This window comes from Microbulbifer sp. YPW16 (genome assembly GCF_021290385.1).
Taxonomy (GTDB): Bacteria; Pseudomonadota; Gammaproteobacteria; order Pseudomonadales; family Cellvibrionaceae; genus Microbulbifer; species Microbulbifer zhoushanensis.
Window position 1 is genome coordinate 571,249 of the sequence record NZ_CP089928.1, and the last position, 26,371, is coordinate 597,619.

The following is a 26,371-nucleotide window of genomic DNA, read 5'->3' on the forward strand; positions in this document are numbered from 1 at the left end:
ACCCAACTTAATAATTTCTTGATTTAGTAAAAAAATCTAGCTTAGCTTCAACTTCTGCCGTAAATGTCATCAAAACGAATGATGTCATCTTCACCCAAATAGCTGCCACTCTGTACTTCAATTAACTCAATCGGCAGGATTCCGGGGTTCTTCAGCCGATGCTTGGCACCAATCGGGATATATACGCTCTCATTCTCCGAAAGCATAATTTCTTCCCCGTCACGCTCGACGATGGCTGTTCCGGATACCACCACCCAGTGCTCCGCACGATGGTGGTGCATTTGCAGTGACAGGCTCGCACCCGGGTTCACCGTGATGCGCTTCACCTGGAATCGTGGCCCGCTGCCGATGGAGTCATATTTGCCCCACGGGCGCACCACCTCGCGGTGGATTTCGTGCTCATCACGCCCGGCTGTCTTGATCTTGCTGACAATGGCCTTCACTTCCTGGGCGCGGTCTTTTGGTGCAACCAGGGTCGCGTTCTTGGTGTCGACAATCACCAGGTCTTCCACGCCCACTGCGGCTACCAGGTGATCTTCACCGAATACCAGCGAGTTCTTGCAGCCTTCCATGATCACGTCACCCAGGGCGACGTTTCCGTCCTGGTCTTTTTCGAGTGCTTCCCACAGGGAAGACCAGGAGCCCACGTCGGACCAGCCACAGTCCAGAGGCACCACGTAGCCATTCTGTGTCTTTTCCATCACCGCGTAGTCGATGCTGTCTTCGGGGATATCTGCCACATCCTCACTGCGGAGTTTGATGAAATCGCTCTCCACCACGGCGTTGTCCATCGCCGTGGCAGATGCCTGCGCAATGCCACTGGCGTGTTCAGCGAGTTCGGTCAACAGGCATTTGGCCCCAAACAGGAACATACCGGCGTTCCAGTAGTGGTTGCCGCCATCTATATATTGTTTTGCGGTCTCCAGGTCCGGCTTTTCGACAAACTGCTCGATCTTGCGGATGGCGTCTTCGCCACCGTCAGCTTTCTGGATATAGCCATAACCGGTTTCCGGCGCGGTGGGCACAATGCCGAAAGTGACCAGGCCACCATCGACGGATTTCTGCAGGCCAATATCCACTGCCTGGTGGAACTGTTCCACGTCTTCAAGCAGGTGGTCGGCGGGCAGGACCAGCAGGTTGGTGTTCTCGTCTTCACGTGCCGCGGCGATAGCAGCAAAGGCAATCGCCGGCGCGGTGTTGCGCCCCATCGGCTCAGTGATCAGCGTGATTTCATCGAAGCCCACTTCCTGCGCCTGCTGGGCCACCATAAAGCGATGGTCTTCATTACACACGACAATCGGCTTGGCGAACCCGCGAACGCGCTCGAGGGTCTGCTGCAGCATGGTCTGCTCACCAGTCAGGCTCAACAATTGCTTGGGCAACATCTTCCGGGACTTGGGCCACAGCCGGGTGCCGGAACCGCCGCATAGAATGACTGGTGTAATACTCGTGTTACTCACGCTTAACCTCTATGTTCTCGTCGTGTTCTTTTTAGTTATTTTGCCAGTTCAGTTTTGAACGGCAGGTCTCGTAAAAATTGTGGTCAATCGGATGGATCAGGGTCAGCCGATGGGGTTTCTTATGGATGCGGATAACGTCACCGGGTTCCGTGATGATCTGGTCATGGCCGTCACATGTGACGTGTGGCCGTGCAACGTTGTGCTCCCCTACTATGACTTTGAACTCGCTACTTCCCTCAACAACAATTGGCCTGCTGCTGAGTGTGTGCGGGTTCAGGGGGACAAGCACGATGGCATCGAGCTTCGGGTGCATGATCGGGCCGCCGCCCGACAGGGCATAGGCGGTGGAACCGGTGGGTGTGGAGATGATCAGGCCGTCTGAACGCTGGGTGTACACGAATTGACCGTCGATAAAGAGGTCGAATTCGATCATGCGGATAAATTCGCCGGGGTGGATGACCACATCGTTCAGGGCGGAACCATGGCCCACGGGCTTGCCGTCCCGGGTGACCGACATATCCAGCAGGAAGCGGCTTTCCGCCATATATTTCCCGGCCAGCACCTCGCCAACTTTCTCTTCGATTTCATCGGGAGTGATGTCGGTCAGGAAGCCGAGGCGGCCGCGATTGATACCCAGCAGGGGAACACTGAACTTGGCCAGTGCGCGCGCAGCGCCCAGAAGGCTGCCGTCGCCGCCGACCACGATGACCAGGTCGCATAGCTCGCCCAGTTTTTCCCGCCTGGAGATACGTGCCTTGTGATTGCTGAGCGCTGTGGCGGTTTCTTGTTCCAGCACAACATTTAAGCCTTCCCGCTCCAGGAAGGCCATAAGGCGCTTTAGCGATAGAACCGCGCTTTCACTCTCTGTTCGGCCTATCAGGCCTATGTTGTGGAATTCTGACACCGATCCCCCGAGGTGCCCGAACCCTGGTCCGGCCACTAACCCTGTTTAGTATTGTTCTTTGACATCCGTGTCCACTTCATCCCCAGCCCCACTTCTGAAGAACGCTCAATCTATGAGCCAGTCGAGCATTTTTTAGCCCAAAATTCGGCCTGTGCCCGATCCAAAAGGAGATACTACCGCAAATCACTTTTGTGACGCAATTCTCAACCTATTACATGGGATTACACGGGCTGATTCGGAGACAACAGGAGTACGAACACACATGCCAAAGCATGAAGCTGGTGATGAAACGAACATCCCGGCCACAAAACCACCATGGCAGTTCAGTGCCGCCCATCACCATTTGACCAGCCCCTACTGCTCGACAGCTTTATTCAGAATCGCGCCTGGTCGGCAGTAGGCACAAGGTCAACCCTGGATCAAAGGACCCCACCAACCAGGGTTCGACAGGTACCACTCGACGGTTTTGCGGATACCTGACTCGAAGCTCTCATGTGGCGAGTAACCCAGCTCCTCGCGGCTCTTCCTGGCATCGATCGCATAGCGGCGATCATGCCCGGGCCGGTCCGTCACATAACGGATCAAATCCCGGCTCTTGCCGGAAGCGGCAAATGAGGCCGTGGGGTATTCTGCCGCCAGCTCGCCATTACTGGAGAAAGCCTCATCCATCAGCTGGCATACCAGGTTCACAATGTCGATATTGTGCCACTCGTTGTGCCCGCCGATGTTGTAGTTCTCGCCGATTCTACCCTTCTGGAGCACCAGTTCGATGCCCCTGGCGTGGTCCTCAACGTAAAGCCAGTCCCGCACCTGCTTGCCGTCACCGTATACCGGAATCGGCTTGTCATGCAGGATGTTGGTAATGATGAGCGGGATCAGTTTTTCCGGGAAGTGATAGGGTCCATAGTTGTTGGAGCAATTGGAGGTTGTCACCTCCAGCCCGTAAGTGTGGTGATAGGCGCGTACCAGGTGGTCAGATGCCGCCTTGCTGGCCGAATACGGTGAATTGGGTGCGTAGGCAGTACTCTCCGAGAAAGCCGGGTCCTGCGGTTCCAGGGTGCCGTATACCTCGTCGGTGCTGACGTGATGGAAGCGGTGCTTGACCGGCTCCAGCCCGTCCGCCGCCGGCAGGTCTATCCAGACCTTTTTCGCCGCCTTGAGCAGGCTGTGTGTGCCGATGATATTGGTCTCGATAAACGCATCGGGGCCGCTGATCGAGCGGTCCACATGGGACTCGGCCGCAAAGTGCACAATGGTGTCGAGCCCATGATTGATGAGGAGCTCCTCGACCAGTGCGGTATCGCAGATATCGCCATGGACAAAAGTGAAGCCGGGATTGGACTCGAGAGACTCAAGGCTAACCTTGTTTCCGGCGTAAGTCAGCGCATCCAGGACTACCACCGAGTCGCCGGGATATTGCTGGAGCCAGTAATGGACAAAGTTGGCACCGATAAAGCCGGCGCCCCCGGTTACCAGGAGCTTCCGTGGACCTTCAGCCGCTTGTTTTTCTGTCTGTGTCATTACGAGATACTTATTCGAGATTCTTGATTCTGGATATTTCGTTCTGTTGGTTACTGCCCTGCCTCGGCTTCGGCGAGGTCATCGAGCATACACCCCAGCTGGTTGCGCCAATGTTGCGGCTGCACAGCAAATTCTTGCGCAAACCCAGCCTTGTCCAGCACGCTGTACGCCGGACGAGTCGCCGGAGTCGGGTAATCGGTATGGGGGATAGGGTGGATGGGAATCCGGCCTTCCAGCAGGCCCCGCTCCAGGGCCAGCTCCTGGATGGCAACCGCAAAATCGTACCAGGAAGCGACCCCCGCGTCGGTCCAGTTGAGGATCCTGGTGCCGCCCGGATTCTGCCCCGCGCACATCATATCGCCAGCCGCCCAGATGGCCCGGGCAAGGGCACGCGCCCAGGTCGGTGTTCCCACCTGGTCACAGACAATCGAAAGGTGCTCCCGCTGCGGGTCAGACATGAGCCGCAGCATGCTCTTGACGAAGTTCTGCCCATGGGATGAATAGACCCATGAGGTGCGCAGGATCAGTGCATTGGGGAGTGCCCGGTCGAGGATTTCCTGTTCCCCCGCCAGCTTGCTGGCACCGTAGACGCTCAGTGGTGCCGGTTCGTCAGCGGCGGTATACGGGCTGGACTTGCTGCCATCGAACACAAAGTCCGTCGACAGGTGTACCAGGGGAATGCCCTGCTCTGCTGCGATAGCCGCGATATTCGCGACTGCCTGCTGGTTGAGGGCATAGGCCTCATCCCGCTCGGACTCCGCCTTGTCCACCGCCGTGTAGGCAGCGGCATTGATCAGCAGATCCGGCTCGAGCTCGGCAACCTGGCCAGCCAATGACGAGAATTCTTGCAAATCTACTTCTTCACGCCCACAAGCTTGTGCTTGCCAGCCCTGCGGGCAGGCACGCATTAGCTCCCAGGCGACCTGGCCATTCTTGCCCAGAATCAGTGCCTTCTTCATTATGAACCTCAATGATGACTAAGCGGTGGCAGGTAGTGTGGGCGCCTGGTCCAGTTGCAGGCCGTCGATATCTTTTTGTGACAACCTGGGCTGCTGCCCCTGACCGAGGGGCCAGGAGATCCCGATTTGGGGGTCATCCCAGCGGATACTGACTTCGCTCTGCGGGTGGTAATAATCGGTGCACTTATAGACGAACTCAGCCGATTCCGAAGTCACCAGGAAACCGTGGGCAAAACCAGCGGGCACCCAGAGCTGGCGGCGATTCTCAGCGGACAGGAATTCACCGACCCACTGGCCGAATGTGGGCGAGCCTTCGCGGATATCCACCGCAACATCAAAAACCTCGCCATGCACCACCCTGACCAGCTTTCCCTGGGTATGCTCCATCTGGTAATGCAGCCCGCGGAGGATTCCGTTGGCAGACTTGGAGTGATTGTCCTGTACAAAACTGACGTCAGCGACATGCTCCCGGAACCAGGAGTCACGGAAGGTTTCCATAAAGAAGCCGCGTTCGTCGCCGAAGACTTGCGGTTCGATAATCTTGACGGCGGGTATTTTTGTATCCAGCACCTGCATGATCAAAATACCCGGTCTTGCAGTACTTGCAGGAGATAGTCGCCATAACCGCTCTTGCGCAGCGGTTCCGCCAGGGATTCCAGCTGGGAGGCACCGATATAACCCATGCGGTAGGCCACCTCTTCCGGACAGGCGATTTTCAATCCCTGGCGGGCTTCGATGGTCTGCACAAAATGGTTGGCTGCCAGCAGGTTGTCGTGGGTACCGGTGTCCAACCAGGCCGCACCCCGCCCCAGAACCTCTACGGTCATGGTCCCGGCCTCAAGGTATGCCCGGTTGACGTCGGTGATTTCCAGCTCGCCCCTGGCGGAGGGCTGGATGGACTTGGCGATATCGATCACCGCATTGTCGTAGAAGTACAGGCCGGTGACCGCGTAGTTTGATTTCGGCTGCTCGGGCTTTTCCTCGATGGACAGTGCCCTGCCCTCATCGTCAAACTCAACCACCCCATAAGCACGGGGATCCTTGACGTGATAGCCGAATACGGTAGCACCGTGGTCCTTGGCTGCCGCGCGCTGCAGCAGACCCAGGAAGTCGTGGGAATAAAAAATATTGTCGCCAAGCACCAGGGCGCAGTCGTCATTGCCAATAAATGACTCACCGATCACAAAAGCCTGTGCCAGGCCGTCAGGAGAGGGCTGCTCCGCATAGGAAAGGTTGATGCCCCAGGATTCACCGGAGCCAAGCAACTTCTGGAAAGCAGGAAGGTCGTCGGGCGTGGAGATGACCAGGATATCCCGGATGCCCGCCAACATCAGCGTGGTGAGCGGATAGTAGATCATCGGCTTATCGTAAATCGGGATAAGCTGCTTGCTCACCGCTTTAGTCAGCGGAAAGAGACGACTCCCGGTCCCCCCCGCCAGAATGATTCCCTTTCGCACACATTCCCCCAGAAACTTCTTCTTTTGACGATTTTGTGACTATTCGCACCGCCGCATCCCATCGCCGAGGCGATCGGCAATTATGCAGGAGAGCGCCAGTCAGGTCGAGTCCGGGCACCCCTGTGTCAGGCCGCGTAATTGCACATTTTTCAACCAGAATAGCCGCGCCTTCCCTGCAATCCACCTGAGTGCAGCAGCAGGACTTTTGATCCCGAGGGGACCTTTCCGAGCAACAGCTCAGACTGCAATCCACAGGCCAACTTTGCCGTATAGACGGGATCCAGGGGAATGCCCTCGCCGCTCTCGAAATCCTGCATAAACTGGCGCAGTTGTGGCTTCATCCGCGCATAGCCGCCGAAGTGGTATCCCTCTCGAAGCGGCTGCAGTCGTCGCCGGCACCCCGACCGGTCGAGCCACCTCCCGGCCTGTTCAAAGATTGAGCTCCCCGCCTTGAGAACAGGCAGACCAATGACTGGCGTGCCCCCAAGGCCCGCCTGTATTCCGGCCAGCGACAAGCCAGTGCCACATGCCAGCCAGGCCTGGTCGAACTCCACCGGAGCGGTCTCCGCGATCACCTCGCCGAGCAACCTCAGGCCCATAAAGCCTTCCAGGTTCGCCCCGCCCTCCGGCACAAAACAGGCATTGCGACCATCCAGCCCGACCCTTGGCAGGAATTCAACAGAATGGCGCTGCCGGTATTGGTCCCTTGACACAAAATAGAGTTCCATCCCTAACCGCTCGGCATCACGAAGCATGGCACTGGGTGTCTCTGGCTTGTGCCCCCGGATAATCCCGACGGTCTTGAAACCAAACCGGCGGCCAGCCGCAGCTGTCGCATGTATATGATTTGACCAGGCGCCGCCGCAGGTAACGATGGTATCGAGCCCCATCTCCCGCATGCGCTGTATGTTGTAGAGCAGCTTGTAGGCCTTGTTACCCGAAACCAGGGGATCCAGCAGGTCGTCACGACGCATCCACACCTCTATACCCGGGAAGAGTCCCCCTTGCAGCCGCTGGTATGGAATCTGGCGAGCGACGCCGCGGATATAGTCCGGGTCAAAGCGGGTCAGGTAACGCGGGAGCATGGCTGGGCCTCGAGAGAAAGTTCCTTTGCCGGCCTGGAGCAAGAACGCACCAGGCCTGGCGGGCGCGGGTCAGGCCGGCTGTGGCAGGCGGCCGCCGACCCGGAAAGCAGTGGCGGGAAAGCGATGGGTAACGGTGCCGTCACCCAGCTTGAGCAGGAAGGCGACCCCATCGGCACCGGTTTCCGCCGTAACCTCCGCCTCCTGCATCGGCGCCCGCCGCAGCAGGACCTCCGGGGAGAACAGCGCCACATTGACGCCCTCACTGTCAGTGGGCGGAAATGGCGAGATGCCAGCCTGGCGGGCCCGGGCGGAGGGAGCTTCAATGCCGACAATTCCCGATGCCCGCATACGCGCCCCCAGTTGCTGGCAGAAGCTGTAATTCACCGGGTCGGCAATCCTGTCCCAGTGCGACTCCCAGTCCGGCGCCTGCAGGCGCACCCCGGGATCGGCGGCATAGCGGGCGGAGAAAATACTATGGTAACTGGTGATCGGCACCGCTGGCGGGATTTCCATGTCATTGAAGAACAGCTGGCGATAATAGGCGGATTCCGCCAGTACGGTGGGAATGGTCTTGCTGCCATAGAAAATGCCGTTCTCCGCAGTGCTGCCGAAGCGGGATCCCCAGGGCAGTGGTGGATAGCGGAAAGGCGTGGCCAGCAGGTAATGGAGTTGTTCTGTGCCGGGCAGGCGCTTCGGCTTACTGCGCTCGAGCAGGTTTTCCAGGGCCTCCTGCTTCTGCAGGCTGTCCACCAGGCTGCGGGTAGCGACATCCTCCTGTGACTCCACCATCCGGAAAAGCCTGCCCATCAGTCGCTGGCGGCTGTTGTCGATCAGCTGGCCCAGCCCGTCGCTCATACCTTGCCCCGCATGGCATCGAGGTAATTGACCACCCGCACCAGGCCCTCAATCTGGACAACCATTTCCCGCGGGGTGCCATTGAGTGACTTGTTGGGGGTATCGAACCAGTGCCGGGCCCCTTCCGCGCCGCCCATTAATACAAAGGCCGCTCGATAGGCCCGCACCAGCAACAGGGCCAGCTGGCCCGGGGCACTGTCCGGGGCCAGGCCGGATTTTCGCCTCAGGGTACGCTCATCCATATGGATGATGTCGGCCAGCTCGCGCTTGCGCAGGCCCAGGTAGGATGCGGTATTCAGCAGGGCCTCCAGCAATACCTCGTCTTCTGCCGGCTGCGGCTCCAGGGAAGGCATTGACGCCATATCCACCCCTCCGTTTTGGTCTGGACATATGACCAAATTTATCCGCTTTTCGGCCATTTGGCAACCCTGGCAAGGATCCACGGCACCGCCCTGACCTGACGCTTATCAAGCTGCGTGATAAGGCGCCATCAATGATTAAAAGTGGTCACGGCAAAAACAGATCGACTAAATTGCGGTCCATGGTTCTAACGGAAGCCAGAGACCCGAAACAGGAGGAGCAACAGATGCTCAAAGCAGAATACCAGTCCCGCGGCCCGGTACCGCAGGAAGTCATCGAAGCAGTCGAATGTGAAACACCCGAACTGAAGGAAGGCGAGGTGCTCCTGGAGCTCCTGGCCTCCCCCATCAACCCTTCCGACGTCCTGACCCTCACCGGTGATTACGGCATGCTGCCGCCCCTCCCCGCTGTCGGCGGCAACGAGGGGGTCGCCCGGGTGGTCGAACACGGGCCAGGCGTCAGCGCGCCAGAAATCGGGCAGACAGTACTGCTCCCGGTAGGCATCGGTACCTGGCGCACCCATTTCACGGTTCCGGCAGACAAGTTGCTTCCCCTCCCCAATGAGGCAGACCCGCTGCAGCTGTCGATGATTTCCATCAATCCGCCGACGGCCTCACTGATGCTCAGCGAGTTCGTGGATTTGCAGCCAGGTGACTGGGTAATCCAGAACGCAGCCAACTCCGGTGTGGGAAACTACCTGATCCAGCTGGCGCATATCCGCGGGTTCAAGACGGTCAACATTGTCCGCCGGGAATCCCTGGTGGAGCCTCTCAAGGCACAGGGCGCCGATGTGGTGCTGGTAGACGGTGACGACCTGCCTGCCCGGGTCAAGGAGGCGACTGGCGGGGCGGATATCAAACTGGGGATCGATGCCGTGGGCGATACCGCCACTGGCCGTATAGCTGATTGCCTGGCTGAAGGTGGAACCCTGGTCAATTACGGCATGATGAGCGGCAAACCGTGCAAGATCTCCCCCACCGCGCTGATCTTCAAGGGGGTTTCCATGCGCGGTTTCTGGCTGGCCCGCTGGTTCGAGGCCGCCTCCCCCCAGGACCAGCAGAAAGTGTACGGTGAACTGACAAAGCTGATTATTGCGGGCAAACTGAAAGCGCCCATCGACAGCACTTTCAGCGTGAAGGATATCAAGGATGCGGTTGCCGCAGCCGCGGAGGGCGGCCGGGACGGAAAGATACTCGTTACAGCCTGAACCTGCCTCCCAGGAACCCTCCAGTAAAAGCCCGCTACCGCGGGCTTTTTCTTGCACGCATGCCCGGCACTGAACTTCGGGACCTGGCACAATCCCGACATTGCAGAAGGCAAGTATTTAACCTACCTGGATGCCAGCTTGATAACACTGTCCCCCGCCAACTGGTACTCCCTTGCTATCGCGTCCCCAAACGCAAGGGAGAACTCAAGGCTCAAGTGATGCTGGTCGTAAGTAAAGGGGACACCATTGACAGACTCCGCGCAGTCGCCCTTCTCGCACATCAGCTCGAATTTGTTGATATACAATGGCTGGAGCACTTGCGCTACATCACTGCCAGACCATGCGGCAAAGGCCTCTGACTCATCGTCAGGGCCATAAGTGATGTAATCCGGATCGAGGCAGGCACCCATCTCCCCTGCCTGGCCGATGTAGTATGAGCAATCACGCCGCAAATTGAAGTAACCACCCAGCACGACAAACTGAATTTCCGGGTTAACAGCCTTCATTTCTGTAAACAGGCGGAAGAGGGAATCCTTGTTACGCGCGAATGGCCTGTTTGAATTGTAGACAACAATATCAAGTGACTGGACAAAGCTTTCATCACGCAGGTACCTGAACCGCTCGGCACACTTGCGCTTGTCGGGAACATCCGCGCCGGCATCCTCAATGAAGGCATTGCACGTGTTGGTAGAGCCAAATGAAATGATATTCTGTTCTGGTGTATCGAACGCCCGTTTCCACATGTTATAGCCATCGGGCTGGTGTGAATTCCCGATTACCAGTGTCTGCAGCCTTGCCGCTGTATCACATTGCCCGGAAGTCTCTAACTCATGCAGCCGGCAGCTCTTCCGGGTCAGGTCATATCGCTGGTTCTTACCATTAGCGACATCTTCGGCAGTGAGCGCGGTGGACCGAGCCAGAATTCCGCTATTTGTGTGGAATAAAACAGCACTCAACAGGCAAACAGCCAGGGAAGAGGATGCATAAATTGCCAGCGGGCTTCTTCTCACCGCATCACCTGCCGCCGAACCTGCAGGCATACTGGCAACTCGAAAGTACTGCTCCACCCAGCGCCAGCTTAGGTACCCGAGCCCGATGGACAACGCCACGATTGCGGCCTGGTCCCCGGCCTGCAGCCCCTCGGGATCGAGGTATAGCCAGAAAACCACCAGCGGCCAGTGGACCAGGTAGACAGAATACGAAATTTTCCCCAGCCAGAGCGCTGCCCGGTTCTGGAGCACAGGACGGGAAACGGCGTTTTCCCCGGACCAGATAACCAGGGTTGCACCAAAGCACGGCAGCATCGCCAACAGTCCCGGAAAACGCGTATCTTCCCCAAACACAAAAACAGGCACCAACATGAACAGCAGGCCTGTTAATGTGACCAGCCGCCGCTGCCACTCCCCCAGAAGTTGCATGGCACTGGGCAGGAAAACCAACATGGCGCCAATCACGAACTCGCAAACCCTGAATGGCAGAAGATAGAAAGCGGCCGAGGCCGAGTCCCTCTGAATAAGTATTTCAGCCGCCGCTAGCGAAAGTGCCCCAATGGCCAACATTGCAAGCAGCTTTGCCTTTTCTCCCCTCAATAAACTGAAGACAAGCAGTAGACTTGGCCAGAGCAGGTAAAATTGCTCTTCAACGCTGAGCGACCAGGTATGTAACAGCGGTTTCAGGTTTCCATCGAGGTCAAAGTAGCCAGATTCACTCCAGAAGAAGAAATTGGATACGGAAAATAGCGATGAAATAATCTCCAATCCAAAACGAGAGAGGTGTTCAGGAGAGAAAAGTGCCCAGGCCAGTATTGAACTAACTGTTACCGTGGCAAGCAAGGCGGGGTAAAGACGGCGAAACCTGCGGATATAGAACTCTTTAAGGGAGAAGCTTCCCGCATGAATGCTTTGCTGGATATTCCTCGTGATCAGGTAGCCAGAGATCACAAAGAAAATGTCCACTCCTGCATATCCCCCCGAGAAAAGGGATATATCGACATGGAATAGAAGTACCGCTAGAACTGCGAGAGCCCTGAGCCCGTTGATCTCGGGCCTGAATTTATTGCTATCAAGGACATTACCAGGCATTGCCGCCCCCCCATTTTTATTGTCCTGGCCACAGCCCTTCCAGGGCTTGTGCGCCACCCAGCCAACCTGGTCTGCCAGTCTCTGGCTCCTCAGCGGCCCTGTCTCTTGTTATTCCCCATAAGGGGATAGATGATTCACCGGGGCATTCTATCCGCTCCCCCATAACCGGTGAAGCAAACCCGAGCCCCACATGGCGCGTGACGCTCGAGCTGTATGAGTCTGCAGCGTGCAGAACTGTTCCAGGGAGTTTTGCCGCACGTCGATACAGCACATACAAAAACGCCCCTCTCTTGGATAGATCGTTCCGTGCCAGCTGAAAGATCTGTGGCGGGACTGACTCGGGCCATCCATGGCCCTCGCCCTGCGGGCGCCTTTCGGCGTCCAAAATTGCTCCAGGCAATTTAGTGACTCGGGCTATTCATGGCCCTCGCCCTGCGGGCGCGTTCGGCGTCCAAAATTGCTCCTGGCAATTTTGTCGAACGGGGGCTCTGTCACGACGATCAGCCATATACGAAAAAGGCCCACACTTTCGAAGAACGCCCCTGCCAACTGAAACTCCAGTTGCGGGACTGACTCGGGCCATCCATGGCCCTCGCCCTGCGGGCGCCTTCGGCGTCCAAAATTGCTCCTGGCAATTTTGTCGAACGGGGGCTCTGTCACGACGATCAGCCATATACGAAAAAGGCCCACACTTTCGTGTGGGCCTTTTTCGTATATGGCGGACCGGACGGGACTCGAACCCGCGACCTCCGGCGTGACAGGCCGGCATTCTAACCAACTGAACTACCGGTCCGCGGTAGGCGCATCTCTCAATTTTTGCAGGCTACTGCCAGAGAGATGGTGGGTGGTACAGGGGTCGAACCTGTGACCTACGGCTTGTAAGGCCGTCGCTCTCCCAACTGAGCTAACCACCCGTATTGCTCCGGGCTGTGCCTCTCGAGCGACGCGAATCATACCCGATTGGGCTGCCCTGTCAACAAATTCCGCGCCACAATTTGCATCTTTTTCCTTTCATTTCCGGCACTTGGGGTATACCAGTGCCGGCCTCAATCGCTGTTACTGGCCGGCAGGGCCACCGGCTCGGGGGTGACAGGGTCCGGGGCGTCTTCTTTGTCCCCGGCAAAGCGCTGGATTGGCTGCCGGTAGTCCGGCAGGATCATGTGGCCCGCGATCGAAACCGGGGTCCGGCCGGGTATCAGCTGTTCTTCGGGGCGGGCCAGGTCTGGCGCACTGTAGTCACACACCCCGGATGGGAACACCCGCTCCAGGTCCTGCAACCGCTCGGCGACGGATTCGGTTGCCCCACCGTATACCCCCCGCTCAACCGCTGCCGCAACGGGCTGAAGGCGACACTTGAATACGTCATCCGTCATCGGGCCACCAGCCATCTGGCGCGGAGTGCTATGAATCGGGTATTTCCGCATGCAGGCACCTGCCGGGCGGCCGTTCCATTCCCCGTCCCAGACACCCTCCCCCGCCGCAATCACATTGCCCTGGCTATCGAAACACTGGTCGCTGGCATCCACCGGGCGGTTTGCGGCAACCCCGAGTTGCGGGCTGTCGATGATGTTCTGCATCCACCGGTCTATGGTATCCAGGGCCTCATCCAGCGGCGTATAGTCCTTGTGGCTGGTCCAGATCAGCTGGTTATCCGCATGGCCGCGGGCCCGCCGGATGCGCTCCCGCGCAGAAAAGGAGGCCACACTGTGATGCATGTCCAGGTCGTCATCCAGGTAGTGACGCAGGTCGATAATAGGGATTTCCACATCACCCAGGAAAACATGGCCGGACCGGTAAATACCCTCGATTGCCGCCGTGCTGGCGCGGGATCGCGGCGCAGGATTATCCAGGCTACCCAGGTTCATGTTGTGTTCGCTCCAGACGGAGAGTTCCATCGGGAACACGCGCCCATTCAGGAACCACAGCTTCTCCCCGCCCTGGTTTTCAGGGGCCTTCCAGCCACCCACCGTGGCGTTCATCCGCAGGAAGGTGTCCATCGACAGGTCACCAGACCGCAATGCCTCCAATCCGTACTGGACGCCCTCGTTGTCCCAGGCGCTGTTGGCATAACCGGTTTCATCGGCACCATAGAATGCCCGCAGGTCCTCCCAGTGGGACCAGTGTGTTTGCTCCGCGACATCATCCGCATAGCTCTTGATAAAGTGCACGAAATTGGGGTTGTTAACCAGCGGCACCAGCCCCCGCCAGCCCTGGGTGCACTCGGTGGTGCCATCCCGCCCGGTGCGGTATCTCCCATCGAACAATGCGGCCGCTGTCTCCAGTACGTGGAAACGACTGGTGACCTCCCGGCTGGCCGGCAGCCCCTGCACCAGTGAACGCTCCGTGACCTGTCTCCAGCGGGGATTCTCCGCATCCACCACATCAAAAAAGTACTCCAGTGGCTCGCAATCGAATACGTAAATTGTCTGGCTGACCATATCCGGGTAGGAGTAAAGCGGCAGCGCCGCATCGATCAGCCCCGGGGCGTTCTGGGCAAAGAGATACTGCTGGATCGCACCACCAGAACCACCAACACCGACCGTATACAGCGGCTTTCCATATAGCGCGACAAACTGCTGCTTGAGACGGCGGGCCACATCCTCTGCGAGCCAGATGTTGTAGTGATTACTGGTCTGGTTACCGGACGAATAGACAATGGCGTAGCCGCGCGCCAACTGGTCGGCCCGGCGACTGACAATGTCACCCTTGCTGATATCCCCCTGGCGCCGGCCAACCCCAACGCCACCACGAAACTGGTAGATCAGCCGTCGATTCCAGTTGGCAGGGTTGGGCTTGCCGGCAGTTTCACCCTCCCCCCTCAATGCGGCGATGGCATAGAAAAAACGATTGATGGTCCCGGTCTCGAGCCGCACGACAAAATCGACCGAGCGCCCGTTGACCGTCACCTGGTCGATGTCCCCGTTCGCCGCCTCAAGCGGGTGGAAATCGCCGTCTTCCGTGCTCCGATAATAATAGGCAACCTGTGTGGGGTGACTGCAGTCCCTGCTGTAGCCGATCACTTCATCTGTCCGCTTGCCCTCCTCGTCCAGGGCAAATACAGGAACCCCCTCCCGGTCATGGTTATCCACTAAAGGCTGGCGGTTGGTCACGTTGTTTATGCCGCAGTAGAAGGGATAGGTCGAAGGCCCGGAAAACAGCGTCTCAACGGGTCCTATCTCGCCAATACTGATCGGGAAGGGAAAGTACTCGGGTGGTCGCTCTGTCGTGCGGGGGTGCGGTCCGGAATATGCCGGTGTGGGGGCATGCTCGAGTGCGCCATCCGGCACTCCCACGACCGGGGCCGGGGGTGTATCGGGAATATGCGGGAGGCGATCGATAAAAAACCATCCGCCAGCCGCCACTGCAACCAGCAGCGCGAGCCCTACCCCAGAGAGAATCCTTGCTCTCCGTCCCTGCATAATCGCCTCCGCTCAGCGAACTTCCTTTTGGTACAGCATGAGTATAAGAAGGGAAAACCCGACCATCCGGACAGATGGCGTTCCCATCAACGACAGTGCGGAGAGAGACGAACGGGGGGCGCAACAACAATTACCTACGACGAGAGAGCCGACACCCGGTTTGGAACCATGGCAGGGAAACCGGCAACAGGGTTATTGCTGGCTACGCAGGAAATGGGAAAGGATATTCTGGGAACAGCTGGGGGCGGATAACTGGGATTTCGAAGAATTAACCGGGCTGGCCCTTTATGGGAGGCCAGCCCGGCGCGCGATCATCTTCAGACGATGATCCCGCGCTCCTGCAGGTTCTTGATGATGGCATCAACTTCCTGCTCCAGGGTCATCTCGGCCGTGCGCAGGTGCAGCTCCGGGGCCTCAGGCGCCTCGTAGGGGTCGTCGATGCCGGTAAAGCCCTTGATCTCACCCGCCCGGGCCTTTTTGTACAGGCCTTTGGGGTCGCGGGATTCCGCTTCCTCCAGCGGGCAATCAACGAATACCTCCAGGTACTCCAGGTCATTTTCCTCGTGGATACGGCGCACCATATCCCGATCCTGGCGATAGGGGCTGATGAAGCTGCTGAGCACAACCACACCGCTGTCGGCGAACAGGCGGGAAATCTCACCCACCCGGCGAATATTCTCGGCGCGATCTTCCGCCGAAAAGCCCAGGTTGGAGTTGATCCCGAGGCGGATGTTGTCCCCGTCCAGGCGATAGCTCAGGACACCGCGGGCGGCCAGGGCCTTCTCCAGCGCCACTGCCACGGTACTCTTGCCGGAACCGGACAGTCCGGTGAACCACAGGGTCACACCCTTGTGGCCAAGAATGCTCGCGCGGTCCTGGCGATTCACCTCGCCATGATGCCAGTGTACGTTGGTTGCTTTAGGCTCTGCAGATACCGTCACCAAAATGTCCCCTGTTCCCGTTAAACAAAACCCCCGCTAAAGCGCGAGGGTGAATTAATCCAGATTGCGGACCAGCGGTCACAGCCGCCGCCGCGAGATGCCCATTATCCTGTATCCCGCCGGCTGGCGCAAAAGTTACCGCCATCGATTTCGGCATATACAAAAAAGCCCCGCTTATAAGCGGGGCTTTCTCGCGCCTCCGGGAGGAGGCAAAATATGGGGTGGCCGACGGGGATCGAACCCGCGACCTCAGGAGCCACAATCCTGTGCTCTACCAACTGAGCTACGGCCACCATTGAAAGTGCTATGTACAGCGTCTTGTGGCAACGCTGAACCTGCCCTGGCACGAAGCCTGGCAGGGCCGGAATAGTCCTGCGACTACAATCCGGCAGTGGACCAAGTCGAGACTGCCTGACTATGACCACCTTTTAAAGGTTGGCGCACCCGGCAGGGCCGCTGCAAACGCCTGCGAAGCACTGCTTCGCGTTTGCTTCGGCGCCGATCAGCCGGAATAGTCCTGCAACTACAATCCGGCAGCGGACTAAGTCGAGACTGCCTGACTATGACCACCTTTTAAAGGTTGGCGCACCCGGCAGGACTCGAACCTGCGACCATCCGCTTAGAAGGCGGATGCTCTATCCAGCTGAGCTACGGGCGCAAGGAAACCCGGTCTATGTCTGGTCGGGGCAGAGGGATTCGAACCCCCGACATCCTGCTCCCAAAGCAGGCGCGCTACCAGACTGCGCTATGCCCCGATACATCATCTAACTGTATCACGGAGCAACAACCCGGGCCTGCGCCAGCCCGACTCGCAGGCTGTTCGGGCCCGAAAAATGCCCCGAATCTCACCGGTCAGCTGCCGCCTCCCCTGCGAGAGCGCGCATAATACTGACACCCCCCGGGGGAGTCAACGCCGCTAAGCTATTCTTTTTGCAGAAGTTTACCCGATGACCAGCGACCGCAGCCGGGAACGGTGACCACATGGCGAAATTATTCTCGGCCTGTGCGAAAATAGCGCGCCCTGAGCCCGGCGCCCCTGCAGGTACGCCATTTATTATCCTGCAGACTGCGGCGTCCGGATGATTTCCCAAGCGGGTCCGCCACCAGCGGTCCCGCACTGACGGTTAAGTTGAGAATACTGTATGTCTGCACTGGTTCTGGACGGCAAAGCCCTGGCACAGAAGACCGAGGAAGAGCTTTCGGCCCGCGTGGCGGCCCTGAAGGAAAAGAGCGGGGGCCAGACCCCTATCCTGGCCACCATCCTCGTAGGTGATGATCCCGCTTCCGCCACCTACGTAAAGATGAAGGGTAACGCCTGCCGGCGCATCGGCATGGATTCCATGCAGGTAGAGCTGCCCTCTTCCACCACTACGGAAGAACTGCTGGCCAAGATCGAAGAACTGAACGCCAACGACAACGTGCATGGCATCCTGCTGCAGCATCCGGTGCCGGAGCAGATCGATGAGCGGGCCTGCTTCGATGCCATCAGCCTGGACAAAGATGTGGACGGGGTGACCTGCCTCGGCTTCGGCCGCATGGCCATGGGCGAGGAAGCCTATGGCTGCGCCACTCCCAAGGGCATCATGCGCCTGCTGGAAGCCTATGAGATCGACATCGCCGGCAAGCACGCTGTCGTGGTGGGTCGCAGCCCGATCCTGGGCAAGCCGATGGCCGCCATGCTGCTGAATGCCAACGCCACCGTCACCATCTGCCACTCCCGTACACAGGACCTGGCGGAACATATCAGCCGGGCAGATATCATTGTCGGTGCGGTGGGACGGCCGGAGTTTATCAAGGCGGAATGGATCAAGGACGGCGCCGTGGTGGTGGATGCCGGTTACCACCCGGGCGGACTGGGCGATATCGAACTTGCCCCGCTGGTCGACCGGGTCGCCGCCTATACGCCGGTGCCCGGCGGTGTCGGCCCCATGACCATCAATACCCTGATTTACCAGTCTGTTGATTCCGGTGAGCGCAAGATCGGGCGCTGATCCGTGCCCTTACGCTCCCCCGCGGGCATTGCGGCACCGGGGGAGCAAAGCCCACATCACTGACTGAAACCTCCCTCACCGGGAGGACCAGGGAGATATCATTCCCATGCGACTCGACAAAGCCGTCAGCCAGGTTACCGACCTGTCCCGCGCCGATGTGAAACGTGCCGCCCGCGCCGGGCGCATTACCGTCAACGGCGAACCCGTTTCCGACACCAGCACCAAGATCGCGGAAACCGACGAGATCTGCCTCGACGGCGAAACCGTCGGTGAGCCGGGCCCTCGCTACTTTATGCTGAACAAGCCCCTCGGTTACGTCTGCGCCACTAAGGACAGCGAGCATCCCACCGTGCTCGACCTGATCGACGAGCCCAACAAGCACCAGCTGCATATTGCCGGCCGGCTCGATATCGACACCACCGGCCTGGTGCTGCTCACCGACGATGGCCAGTGGTCCCACAGGATCACCTCCCCGCGCCACCACTGCGACAAAACCTATTATGCGCACCTGGCCGATCGCATAGAGGAAGACGCAGTCGCCAAATTCGAAAAGGGATTGTGGCTAGACAGCGAGAAAAAACGTACCCGTCCCGCCAGGCTGGAAATCCTATTTGCCAACGAGGCCCGGGTCACGCTGAACGAGGGGCGCTACCACCAGGTCAAGCGCATGTTCGCGGCGCTGGGAAACCGGGTGCTGGAACTGCACCGGGAACGTATTGGCGATATCGTCCTGGACGAGGAGCTGGTCGAGGGCGATTACCGCTCCCTGACCCCGGAAGAAATCAGCTCGGTGAAGTGACTATTGCCGGGAACAGGGAATAATACTGAAATCCATGCCACACCTGCTCCAACAGCTGCTACAGCAAAATCCACGCGAGACCCTGTGGATCGCAGACGAAAACAGTAAGGCCCTGCTGCAGGCCGGTTTCACTTTTGCGGGGGACCTGATCACCAACCGCTGGGATATCGCCCACCTCGCAGACGGTCGCTGCAATCGCAGCTTCTTCAGTGACTTCCATTTCACGGAGGCCGGGCGGCACTACCGCCGGGTCGTTTTCCCGGTTTCCAAGGAAAAAGCCGTGGTGCACCACATCATCAACTGCGTTCCCCGGATCCTTGGCGAGGGCGGTGAGCTCGTTCTACTGGGAGGCAAGCAAAGCGGGATCAAGACCTATGCCACGAAGGCTGCGGCTCGACTTGGTTGTGGCAAGAACCTGGACAAACACGGCCAGGAATACACCAGCACACTGGTTTTACACCATGACGGCGGAGAGCTGCTCGATGACCAGGACTATCCCCGCTTACGCCAGCTGGATTCGCTGGCAGGCCTGTACAGTAAACCGGGCTTGTTTGGCTGGAACAAAATTGACCGGGGCAGTGCCCTGCTGGCTGCCCAGTTCCTTACCCACCTGCCCGGACCCGGTGCAAATATCGTTGACCTGGGGTGTGGCTACGGCTACCTGAGTTGCCAACTGGCAAAGCTGGGTGAGTTTCATTTTACCGCCACAGACAATAATGCCGCTGCGCTGGTCGCGTGCGAACGCAACTTTCATGAAGCGGGAATTGCCGGCGTTGTAACCCCATCCGATGCCGGCCGGGACCTGCAGTCCGGGTTCGCCGACCTGGTGATCTGCAACCCGCCCTTCCACCAGGGTTTCCAGGTAGAGGGTGATCTCACCGGGCGCTTCCTGGAGAATGCGGCGCGCCTGTTGAAGAGTGACGGTATGGCACTCTTCGTGGTGAACGAGTTTATTCCGCTGCAAAAAAAGGCGACTGCCTACTTTAGCGGGATTACGCCCCTGGAACATCGGGATGGATTCCGTACCTTCCGGCTGGCACGTTAGCCACTCCCGCACATTATCCCATCACCGCGACTCACCGATTACCGGCGTTGCCCAGCAGCTGGCAATCATCAGTAGTCGCGCAGGTTGTAGAGGTTCATTGACAGGTGGTGCTCGTCCAGCTCCTCCAGCTCCAGGAGCCTCTGGAAGGCGTCCTTCGCCGAGGGCGTATCCGCATCCTGCAACAGGTCGCGATACTGGTCGACAAGATACATATCGATGTCCATGGCCAGTTTGGCGATGCCGTCCGCGTCGTGGAGGTCAATTTGCCGCAGGCGCTGCAGGAATTCAGGCTCCCGCCCCTCGGGCGCAAACTGAACCCAGGTATGCAGGGCCCCCGGGGACACATCCATGAGGAATTCCTCCAGCGTGTGAGTCATTTCATTTTCACGCCGCTTCAGCTGGTCAAGTAACAAGACCACCCGGCGATCCCCCGCCAGCTGTTCGTACTCCCCATACTGCCGGGCCAACTTCTGGTGGAACTCCCTGCCCTCCTGGATAACATCCTCGACGGTTTTGTAACGCATGCACCAACCCCGGAAATGACCGTGTTTCCATTGAGTATAGACAGCTAGTCGTAAATGACGCCAAATCAGACACGGTGAAAATCCTGGCGCCCCGGCTCCCGGGCAAACCTAACCGCGCAGGCGGCCCAGCTTGCAGTGAAGTCGGTTGGAGGCACTGGCGGGATTGATGGCGGCGGGCGCACGGGCAACCAGTTCAGCCCGGGACAGCGGTGCCCGACTGACTGCCAGGACACAGTTTTCGTAGCCTGGCAGTTCGGCGCTCCAGCTTCCCTGCAGGACCCGGCGTATCCCAGGTGAGCGCCAGCCACTGGCGAGCATTTCACGGCGACTGCCGAAGTTGCCGACCAGGACCCCCGCGGGGCTGAGAGAGCCCAGCAATCGATGGCACCAGGCAGGATCCGCGGGCACCGTGCGCCGCGCCTCGCCATCGATATGGCCGAACAGGTCATCGATCACCAGGTCGTACTGACTGGCCCGGGAAGTCGTGTCTGCCATGAATTCACGGGCATCCGCACATACCAGCTCGATCTGGCCGGTACCGGAGCCGGCACCGAAATAGTTACGGGCTACATCCAGGTGCACCGGGTCGAGGTCAACGCCGACAATGCGCTCAGGGCCGACAAAGCGTTGCAGGAGGCGAATGACCGCCCCACCGCCAACCCCCAGGACCAGCACCGATCGCAGCTGGCGCGCATCACGGAAAAATGCCGGCAGCAGCAACAGCTCCCACAGGGACCCCTTCAGAGGGTCACGGGGATTCCACTGGCTATGGAAGACACCGTTGGTGTACAGCCGCACGCTGGCGCCGTGGCTACGCACCTGGTAATGGTTCCCCTCAAGGTGCTGCTCCCAGACCAGGGCCATCAGCCGGTGGGCAGGTCGGACTGGGCCAGCAGGACACGGGCAAACGACTGCAGCCCGGCGAGGTCTTCCCGGGTAAAGCGCGACTTGCTGGGGCTGTCCACATCCAGCACCCCGAGGCACTGGTCACCGTTATAGAGCGGAATCACCACCTCCGACGCCGACACGGCATCACAGGCGATATGTCCGGGAAATTCATGCACATCCTCCACCAGCTGCGATTCCCCGGTAGCGACGGCGGTGCCGCAGACACCCGCACCTACCGGAATACGCGTGCATGCCGGCTTGCCCTGGAAGGGGCCGACCCGGAGTTCATCCCCATGCAGGAAGTAGAAACCCGCCCAGTTAATGTCCGGCAGCTCCATGAACAGGAGCGCACTGGCATTGGCGGTATTGGCGAGCCAGTCGCGCTCACCGGAAAGCAGGCCCTCGAGCTGTGCAGCGAGGGAGGAATAGAAATCACTGGAAGACATGGGTCTGACCTCAGCCGGGAAATCGTGTCCGGGAGGCAACTGGCAAGCCGGGCCGGAATGCTCCCGGCCCGGATACAGCGCCTCTCACTGCGCTGTATCTGGGGGCGGCGCCACGGCTTTCAAGGCGCGGGGCGCCGCTGATGGCAAATGGGATTACTGGTAGGGATCGGTGACTGGCTCCGCGTCAGTATCCGCCTCGCCCTCGGGGCGATACTCATCTGCGTCCATTGTCGGGCGGGCCCATTCGTCGTCCTCGGCCTCCCTGCTGATTGCCGGTCCCGCGGAGGTCACATCCGAGGCCACCAGGCCGCTGTCACTGGACTGCCCTGTGCGAGCCTGGCGCGTCTCGGCCGGCCGGGTCGCCTGGGAGCGACGAGCGCTCGCCTGGGAGATATTCCTGAGGCTTGGCCGGCGGCGCTCGGCTACCTGCGAGGCTTCCAGTTCACTGCGGAGCTGCTTGACCTCTGCCTGCAGATCGCCCACCTTCGCCTGAAGGTCGGTGATCTGGCTCAGGACACCCTTTACCTTGCGGCTTTCTTTCTCGTAAAAGACCGCCGCACCGCCAAATGCCAGTACGAAAAACACCAGAATCGGAAAATAACGCATACTATCCCCCCGATAAGTCCCTTTATTACAACTGTTCCAATTATGTAATCAACGTGGGGCTATCTTCTGCGAATCAGCGCAAGTCCCGCAAGCTACCCGGGCAGATTTTTGTGACCGGAAGCTCAATTTCCGGTCGCAAAGTCGCCCTCCCCCGGCCGCCAGGGCCCGGGTCAGGCATCCACCAGTTCCATAAAGTCCAGCGACGCCTGCTGGCGGATGGTGCGGCGGTGATTGGCCCATAGCTCGGCAATTCTCTCCCGGTTGCAGACCTTGCGGTCCACGAAAACCCGCGTGTTCAACTCGCCCACAGGCTGGCTGCTGGGACACTTGCTGAACACGAACTGGTTCGAGATCAGGTCCATAAATGGCCCCGACTTGCTGCTGGGCATGATGAACAGCAATTGCAGGCCCAGTGTCTCCGTCAGGTAACGAATCACCTCTCGCGAGCGGGTTTCATCCATCTTGGAGAATGCCTCGTCCACCAGCACCATCTGCAGGTGTGAGCTGCCCTCGTTGAAACGGAACGCCGAGGTCACAGCTGCCGAGCGGATGATATAGGCCGGCGTCTCCAGCTGGCCACCGGAACCGGTGCCGTACTGGCTCAGGGCGATCGGCTCCTTGCCCTCCGGCTCCTTGTAGATCTCGTAGCTGCGGTAATTACGGTAATCGCTGATGCGCTCCAGCTCCCGGCGGGCCAGCTGCTCGTCCTCGGTCAGCAGCATATCCAGCAGGCGGTCCCGCACCCGCTGGTGCTTGGCCGGCAGGTCGGCATCGAACAGGCTCTGCTCCTCGCCCAGGTTCGGCAATTCAATGACCGCCTTGAAGAAGTTCCAGTACTCACGGAATTCCGGCACCCAGCTATACGCGAAACGGAATCGCTCGCGGTCGGCGCCAAACCGGTGGTGTTCCAGCTCGCTGTTCAGGTCGTCCAGCACCCGCTTGCCATCGTTGATTGACTGGTAAATCGCATGGCACAGGTGGGTAACGAATGTGGTGTTGAAAGACTTTTTCAGCCCCTGCAACTGCTCGTGCCGCTCCACCAGCATGTTGTTCTTCAGCCGGTTGTGCAGCGTATCTACCTGGTCGCGTAGGCCACAGACCAGCTTGAAGGTCGGCTCGCCGTGCCCTGCACCCGGATCCGGCTCGAATACCAGGGTATCGCCAGCCGCGGTGGCGGCATTGTAGTCCATCACTGCCCGGTCCAGCTGGCGGCTGTATTTTTCCAGCCGCCCCTGCCATTCCTCGATCTCAGCAGCGAAGTCGAAGGTGTCACCGGCCTGCGCCACCTGGTCATCGGCGCGCTGCAGGGCCACCTCGGCGTCAAAATCCGGGTAAATAGCGGCCACCCTGCGTACTGCAGCCTCGCTGTCCGTCAGCTCCTCATCCAGCACATCCAGCTCTGTCGCCAGCGCCTTCAGCTGCTTCGCGGTATTCTCAAGGTCGCGCTCCAGCTTGCCCGCCGCTTGCAACAGCGCCGAGTGCGCCTGCTGCTGCCCTTGCAGCTGGGCTTTCAGGTCAGCCACCTGCTGCTCCAGTTGCTCACTGTCCTGCAGGTCAAGGTTCTCCAGTGCGGTTTCGGCGCTGCGCCAGTCCCGCTGCGCCGCCAACGCGGTATCCACCAGGGACACCAGGTCGAGTTCCTCCAGCTCCCGAACCGAACGGGCAACCCGGCGATATAGCGCATGCTGGCCATTGACCTGCTGCGCCTCAACCAGCAACTGCTCCAGGGCCTGCTGCTGGGCAGCGAGCGCCCGTGCCCGCGCGCCCTGGCCGAATACCAGTTCGCCCTCGTCAATATCGCAGCGCCACATGGAGTAACTGCCACTGGCTAGACCGTCGGCCGTCAGGCCCCGGCGGGTACCGCGCAGCTCCTCAGCATCCCGCACCTGCAGCACGGAACCATAGGATGCCCGCAGGTAGTCCTCCGCCGTGCGATGACTGAACGCCATCAGGTCGACAATCGAACCCTGGGCAGTGGATGCGCGTTCGGCGTCGCGACGCGCCTTGTCCCCCTGGATCACACGGGCCCGGCTGCCACGGCCGGAAAGGCCCCGCACGATTCGGATCGCCGTGGCCTCGTGCTCCGGCTCCACCAGGATCGCAAAGCGGGCACCGCCCAGGTAACCCTCGACCGCCATCTGCCAGCGTTCGTCGATGATCTCCACATAATCACAAAGGACCCGGGGATCAGCCTGCGGGCACTGCTCACGGATGGCTGCCAGGGCCAGCTCAACCGACTGCGGGTAGCGCACCCGATTGGCCTGCAGGTGCTGGATACGGTTTTCCTGCTGGTGCAACTGCTTCCGTGTCTGCTGGACCCGCAGCTCCCAGCGGGAAACCTGTTGGTTCAACTCCTCCCGCAGGGATACCTCGGCGGAACCGGAACCGGACAGCAGCGAACACAACCGATTGTGCAATACCTCGATGGAGGCGGCCCCCTCCCGCAACGGCTCCAGCGCTGCAAGGTCGATCCAGTCCTTGCCCAGCAACTTCTGCAGGTCGGGCAGGCTCTCCTCCCGGGCGACCTGTTTGATGGTTTTCACCAGCGCAGGATCGCGCAGCGCCGGCAGCTCCAGCTCCGCGGCGGAACCGTTCAACAGCGACAGTAACTCGCCGGCGGCCTCACGGTTGCCTTGCCAGCGCGTCTCCTGGGCCGAGAGTGGCGCCCCGAGACCGGAGAGCTGTTGGTGCGCGCGCTCGATACGCTGCTCCAGCTGGTCCTTGTCCCGCAGTGCGCCGACGCCAAGCCGCTGTGCCTGCAGTTCCACCAGTTGCTGCCCCAGCTGCTCGACCCGCTCCGCAGCCACCCGGGTTTCACGTTCGTTATCCCGCTGCTGCGCCTGAAGCTGCTGCTGGCTGTTCTTACCGGCAAGGTAGGTTTTCTGCACCCGCCCGTGACGATGGCGCGCCCGCCGGTACTCCTGCAGGCGCAGCTCCAGCCATTGTTCACGGTAGAGCCCGGCACACTGGGCAAGCTGGTCGAGGGAAGCGACACGATCGACGATCTGGCGCGCTTCCTGCTCCATGGAATGAATGGTTTTCATCAGCTCCGAGACAGAGCGGATGGCCTCCCCCAGGTCGCGCTTTTCCAGCACCTCCCGGGCGACAAAGTCATTGATACTCTTGACCGGCTTGTAGGCCATGAAGTTGGCGAAAGTACGCGCGGCATGCATGGCCTCCCGATCCGGGACAGCATCCCGGCGCCCCCGCAGCGCGCCATAGAGACGACGCAGGTAAGCCTTTTTCTTGTCGTACTGCTCCACCTTGCCGAACTGTTTGCCCAGCACCGGGTAGAACTTGTCCAGCGGGACCAGGTGCTTGCCGTCCTTGTACTCGCGGACAAAGTCCCCCATGGCCAGTTGCTCGCCGGGGAAAAGGAAGAAGCGCAGGTCATCCTGCCGCGCCTGGGCCGGGCGGCTGCTCCTGTCCAGGTGGGCACGAATTGCCATCACCGCGGTAAACGGCTCACCGTCTTCACCCTCAGTAGGGTGGAAAATTCCGGCAATGTAGCAATCGGTGGGTTGCAGGCGCGCATAGCTGCCATCGTCACAACCCAGCACATAGGAAGCCAGGGTCCGCACCTGCTTGCCGCCTCGCCCGCGCTGGGTGGTTTCATCCTGGCCCGGGTTGAAGGTAAACAGGGTGTCGTGGGCAGCCGTCATCAGGGTCTGGATGGCATCGGCAGCGGTGGTCTTGCCGGAACCATTGCCCCCGGAAAAAAGATTGATCGGCCCGAAGTCGTATTCGAGTTGCGGGATATTGCCCCAGTTAATCAGTATCAGTTTTTTTAGAAACATATTTTTATCTGGCGCCAGTGCCTGAA

At 59.6% G+C, this 26,371-nt stretch carries 21 protein-coding genes and 5 tRNA genes; 4 read left to right on the forward strand and 22 right to left on the reverse strand.

What is annotated here, in order from left to right; genetic code table 11:
- Positions 1–47: 47 nt before the first annotated feature.
- From LVE68_RS02470 to LVE68_RS02510, 9 genes are all read right to left on the reverse strand, one after another.
- Positions 48–1,460: a mannose-1-phosphate guanylyltransferase/mannose-6-phosphate isomerase gene (locus tag LVE68_RS02470; RefSeq protein ID WP_255701148.1), complete on the reverse strand. Its 1,413-nt coding sequence runs from the start codon at positions 1,458–1,460 to the stop codon at positions 48–50.
- A 31-nt stretch (positions 1,461–1,491) separates the two neighbouring features.
- Entirely contained in the window at positions 1,492–2,364 is an 873-nt protein-coding gene (locus LVE68_RS02475) for an NAD(+) kinase (RefSeq protein WP_232942816.1), read from the reverse strand.
- A 408-nt stretch (positions 2,365–2,772) separates the two neighbouring features.
- Complete coding sequence (gene rfbB / locus LVE68_RS02480) at positions 2,773–3,885, reverse strand: dTDP-glucose 4,6-dehydratase (RefSeq protein WP_232942817.1); 1,113 nt, start codon at positions 3,883–3,885, stop codon at positions 2,773–2,775.
- Positions 3,886–3,935: 50 nt separating this feature from the next.
- On the reverse strand, positions 3,936–4,844 hold the full coding sequence (gene rfbD, locus LVE68_RS02485; RefSeq protein WP_232942818.1) for a dTDP-4-dehydrorhamnose reductase: 909 nt from the start codon (positions 4,842–4,844) through the stop codon (positions 3,936–3,938).
- A gap of 18 nt (positions 4,845–4,862) precedes the next feature.
- Complete coding sequence (gene rfbC, locus LVE68_RS02490) at positions 4,863–5,420, reverse strand: dTDP-4-dehydrorhamnose 3,5-epimerase (protein WP_232942819.1); 558 nt, start codon at positions 5,418–5,420, stop codon at positions 4,863–4,865.
- Between the two features lie 2 nt (positions 5,421–5,422).
- A complete protein-coding gene (gene rfbA / locus LVE68_RS02495; protein WP_232942820.1) occupies positions 5,423–6,301 on the reverse strand; it encodes a glucose-1-phosphate thymidylyltransferase RfbA in 879 nt (292 codons plus the stop codon).
- 149 nt (positions 6,302–6,450) lie between these two features.
- The gene (locus tag LVE68_RS02500) at positions 6,451–7,386 is read right to left on the reverse strand and encodes a 1-aminocyclopropane-1-carboxylate deaminase/D-cysteine desulfhydrase (protein ID WP_232942821.1); all 936 of its coding nucleotides are present in this window, start codon (positions 7,384–7,386) and stop codon (positions 6,451–6,453) included.
- 69 nt (positions 7,387–7,455) lie between these two features.
- On the reverse strand, positions 7,456–8,241 hold the full coding sequence (locus LVE68_RS02505; RefSeq protein WP_232942822.1) for an RES family NAD+ phosphorylase: 786 nt from the start codon (positions 8,239–8,241) through the stop codon (positions 7,456–7,458).
- Positions 8,238–8,603 (reverse strand): MbcA/ParS/Xre antitoxin family protein, encoded by a 366-nt coding sequence (locus tag LVE68_RS02510; protein ID WP_232942823.1) that lies wholly within the window; start codon positions 8,601–8,603, stop codon positions 8,238–8,240. Before LVE68_RS02510 ends, LVE68_RS02505 begins: the two co-directional genes overlap by 4 nt.
- Before the next feature lie 224 nt (positions 8,604–8,827).
- Between LVE68_RS02510 and LVE68_RS02515 the strand changes: the two genes are divergently transcribed.
- Positions 8,828–9,808 (forward strand): zinc-dependent alcohol dehydrogenase family protein, encoded by a 981-nt coding sequence (locus LVE68_RS02515; RefSeq protein ID WP_232942824.1) that lies wholly within the window; start codon positions 8,828–8,830, stop codon positions 9,806–9,808.
- Between the two features lie 122 nt (positions 9,809–9,930).
- On the opposite strand, the gene LVE68_RS02520 is transcribed toward LVE68_RS02515, so the two are convergent.
- The 8 genes from LVE68_RS02520 to LVE68_RS02555 all read right to left on the reverse strand — a co-directional run bounded on the left by LVE68_RS02520 (position 9,931) and on the right by LVE68_RS02555 (position 17,004).
- A complete protein-coding gene (locus LVE68_RS02520; protein WP_233006758.1) occupies positions 9,931–11,889 on the reverse strand; it encodes an acyltransferase family protein in 1,959 nt (652 codons plus the stop codon).
- Between the two features lie 716 nt (positions 11,890–12,605).
- Positions 12,606–12,682, reverse strand: a tRNA-Asp gene (locus tag LVE68_RS02525).
- 45 nt (positions 12,683–12,727) lie between these two features.
- Positions 12,728–12,803, reverse strand: a tRNA-Val gene (locus tag LVE68_RS02530).
- 132 nt (positions 12,804–12,935) lie between these two features.
- Positions 12,936–15,308 carry a DUF6351 family protein gene (locus tag LVE68_RS02535; protein WP_232942825.1) on the reverse strand — a complete coding sequence of 791 codons (2,373 nt, stop codon included), beginning with the start codon at positions 15,306–15,308 and terminating at the stop codon, positions 12,936–12,938.
- A gap of 317 nt (positions 15,309–15,625) precedes the next feature.
- Positions 15,626–16,249, reverse strand: a complete 624-nt coding sequence (gene cysC, locus LVE68_RS02540) for an adenylyl-sulfate kinase (RefSeq protein WP_232942826.1) — start codon at positions 16,247–16,249, stop codon at positions 15,626–15,628.
- Positions 16,250–16,466: 217 nt separating this feature from the next.
- Positions 16,467–16,542, reverse strand: a tRNA-His gene (locus LVE68_RS02545).
- A gap of 288 nt (positions 16,543–16,830) precedes the next feature.
- Positions 16,831–16,907 (reverse strand) — tRNA-Arg (locus LVE68_RS02550).
- Between the two features lie 20 nt (positions 16,908–16,927).
- Positions 16,928–17,004, reverse strand: a tRNA-Pro gene (locus LVE68_RS02555).
- 387 nt (positions 17,005–17,391) lie between these two features.
- On the opposite strand from LVE68_RS02555, the gene folD reads away from it, so the two are divergent.
- From folD to LVE68_RS02570, 3 genes are all read left to right on the forward strand, one after another.
- Positions 17,392–18,240 carry a bifunctional methylenetetrahydrofolate dehydrogenase/methenyltetrahydrofolate cyclohydrolase FolD gene (gene folD / locus LVE68_RS02560; protein ID WP_232942827.1) on the forward strand — a complete coding sequence of 283 codons (849 nt, stop codon included), beginning with the start codon at positions 17,392–17,394 and terminating at the stop codon, positions 18,238–18,240.
- A gap of 106 nt (positions 18,241–18,346) precedes the next feature.
- Positions 18,347–19,039, forward strand: a complete 693-nt coding sequence (rsuA, locus tag LVE68_RS02565; protein WP_232942828.1) for a 16S rRNA pseudouridine(516) synthase RsuA — start codon at positions 18,347–18,349, stop codon at positions 19,037–19,039.
- Positions 19,040–19,073: 34 nt separating this feature from the next.
- Positions 19,074–20,084 (forward strand): class I SAM-dependent methyltransferase, encoded by a 1,011-nt coding sequence (locus tag LVE68_RS02570; protein ID WP_232942829.1) that lies wholly within the window; start codon positions 19,074–19,076, stop codon positions 20,082–20,084.
- Positions 20,085–20,152: 68 nt separating this feature from the next.
- On the opposite strand, the gene LVE68_RS02575 is transcribed toward LVE68_RS02570, so the two are convergent.
- The 5 genes from LVE68_RS02575 to LVE68_RS02595 all read right to left on the reverse strand — a co-directional run bounded on the left by LVE68_RS02575 (position 20,153) and on the right by LVE68_RS02595 (position 26,345).
- Entirely contained in the window at positions 20,153–20,608 is a 456-nt protein-coding gene (locus LVE68_RS02575) for a hypothetical protein (RefSeq protein ID WP_232942830.1), read from the reverse strand.
- 108 nt (positions 20,609–20,716) lie between these two features.
- Positions 20,717–21,472 carry a spermidine synthase gene (locus LVE68_RS02580; RefSeq protein ID WP_232942831.1) on the reverse strand — a complete coding sequence of 252 codons (756 nt, stop codon included), beginning with the start codon at positions 21,470–21,472 and terminating at the stop codon, positions 20,717–20,719.
- Positions 21,472–21,942, reverse strand: a complete 471-nt coding sequence (locus tag LVE68_RS02585) for a GAF domain-containing protein (protein WP_232942832.1) — start codon at positions 21,940–21,942, stop codon at positions 21,472–21,474. The genes LVE68_RS02580 and LVE68_RS02585 overlap by 1 nt, the downstream gene beginning before the upstream one ends.
- A 153-nt stretch (positions 21,943–22,095) precedes the next feature.
- Positions 22,096–22,548: a hypothetical protein gene (locus LVE68_RS02590; protein ID WP_232942833.1), complete on the reverse strand. Its 453-nt coding sequence runs from the start codon at positions 22,546–22,548 to the stop codon at positions 22,096–22,098.
- Between the two features lie 170 nt (positions 22,549–22,718).
- A complete protein-coding gene (locus LVE68_RS02595; protein ID WP_232942834.1) occupies positions 22,719–26,345 on the reverse strand; it encodes an ATP-binding protein in 3,627 nt (1,208 codons plus the stop codon).
- Between the last annotated feature and the right edge of the window lie 26 nt (positions 26,346–26,371).

Bases quoted from the DNA above. Each gene is read 5' to 3' on its own strand.
- rfbB (WP_232942817.1), bottom strand. From the start codon at position 3,885: ATGACACAGACAGAAAAACAAGCGGCTGAAGGTCCACGGAAGCTCCTG.
- rfbD (WP_232942818.1), bottom strand. From the start codon at position 4,844: ATGAAGAAGGCACTGATTCTGGGCAAGAATGGCCAGGTCGCCTGGGAG.
- rfbC (WP_232942819.1), bottom strand. From the start codon at position 5,420: ATGCAGGTGCTGGATACAAAAATACCCGCCGTCAAGATTATCGAACCG.
- LVE68_RS02500 (WP_232942821.1), bottom strand. From the start codon at position 7,386: ATGCTCCCGCGTTACCTGACCCGCTTTGACCCGGACTATATCCGCGGC.
- LVE68_RS02505 (WP_232942822.1), bottom strand. From the start codon at position 8,241: ATGAGCGACGGGCTGGGCCAGCTGATCGACAACAGCCGCCAGCGACTG.
- LVE68_RS02510 (WP_232942823.1), bottom strand. From the start codon at position 8,603: ATGGCGTCAATGCCTTCCCTGGAGCCGCAGCCGGCAGAAGACGAGGTA.
- LVE68_RS02515 (WP_232942824.1), top strand. From the start codon at position 8,828: ATGCTCAAAGCAGAATACCAGTCCCGCGGCCCGGTACCGCAGGAAGTC.
- LVE68_RS02520 (WP_233006758.1), bottom strand. From the start codon at position 11,889: ATGCCTGGTAATGTCCTTGATAGCAATAAATTCAGGCCCGAGATCAAC.
- LVE68_RS02535 (WP_232942825.1), bottom strand. From the start codon at position 15,308: ATGCAGGGACGGAGAGCAAGGATTCTCTCTGGGGTAGGGCTCGCGCTG.
- folD (WP_232942827.1), top strand. From the start codon at position 17,392: ATGTCTGCACTGGTTCTGGACGGCAAAGCCCTGGCACAGAAGACCGAG.
- rsuA (WP_232942828.1), top strand. From the start codon at position 18,347: ATGCGACTCGACAAAGCCGTCAGCCAGGTTACCGACCTGTCCCGCGCC.
- LVE68_RS02570 (WP_232942829.1), top strand. From the start codon at position 19,074: ATGCCACACCTGCTCCAACAGCTGCTACAGCAAAATCCACGCGAGACC.
- LVE68_RS02575 (WP_232942830.1), bottom strand. From the start codon at position 20,608: ATGCGTTACAAAACCGTCGAGGATGTTATCCAGGAGGGCAGGGAGTTC.
- LVE68_RS02580 (WP_232942831.1), bottom strand. From the start codon at position 21,472: ATGGCCCTGGTCTGGGAGCAGCACCTTGAGGGGAACCATTACCAGGTG.
- LVE68_RS02585 (WP_232942832.1), bottom strand. From the start codon at position 21,942: ATGTCTTCCAGTGATTTCTATTCCTCCCTCGCTGCACAGCTCGAGGGC.
- LVE68_RS02590 (WP_232942833.1), bottom strand. From the start codon at position 22,548: ATGCGTTATTTTCCGATTCTGGTGTTTTTCGTACTGGCATTTGGCGGT.
- LVE68_RS02595 (WP_232942834.1), bottom strand. From the start codon at position 26,345: ATGTTTCTAAAAAAACTGATACTGATTAACTGGGGCAATATCCCGCAA.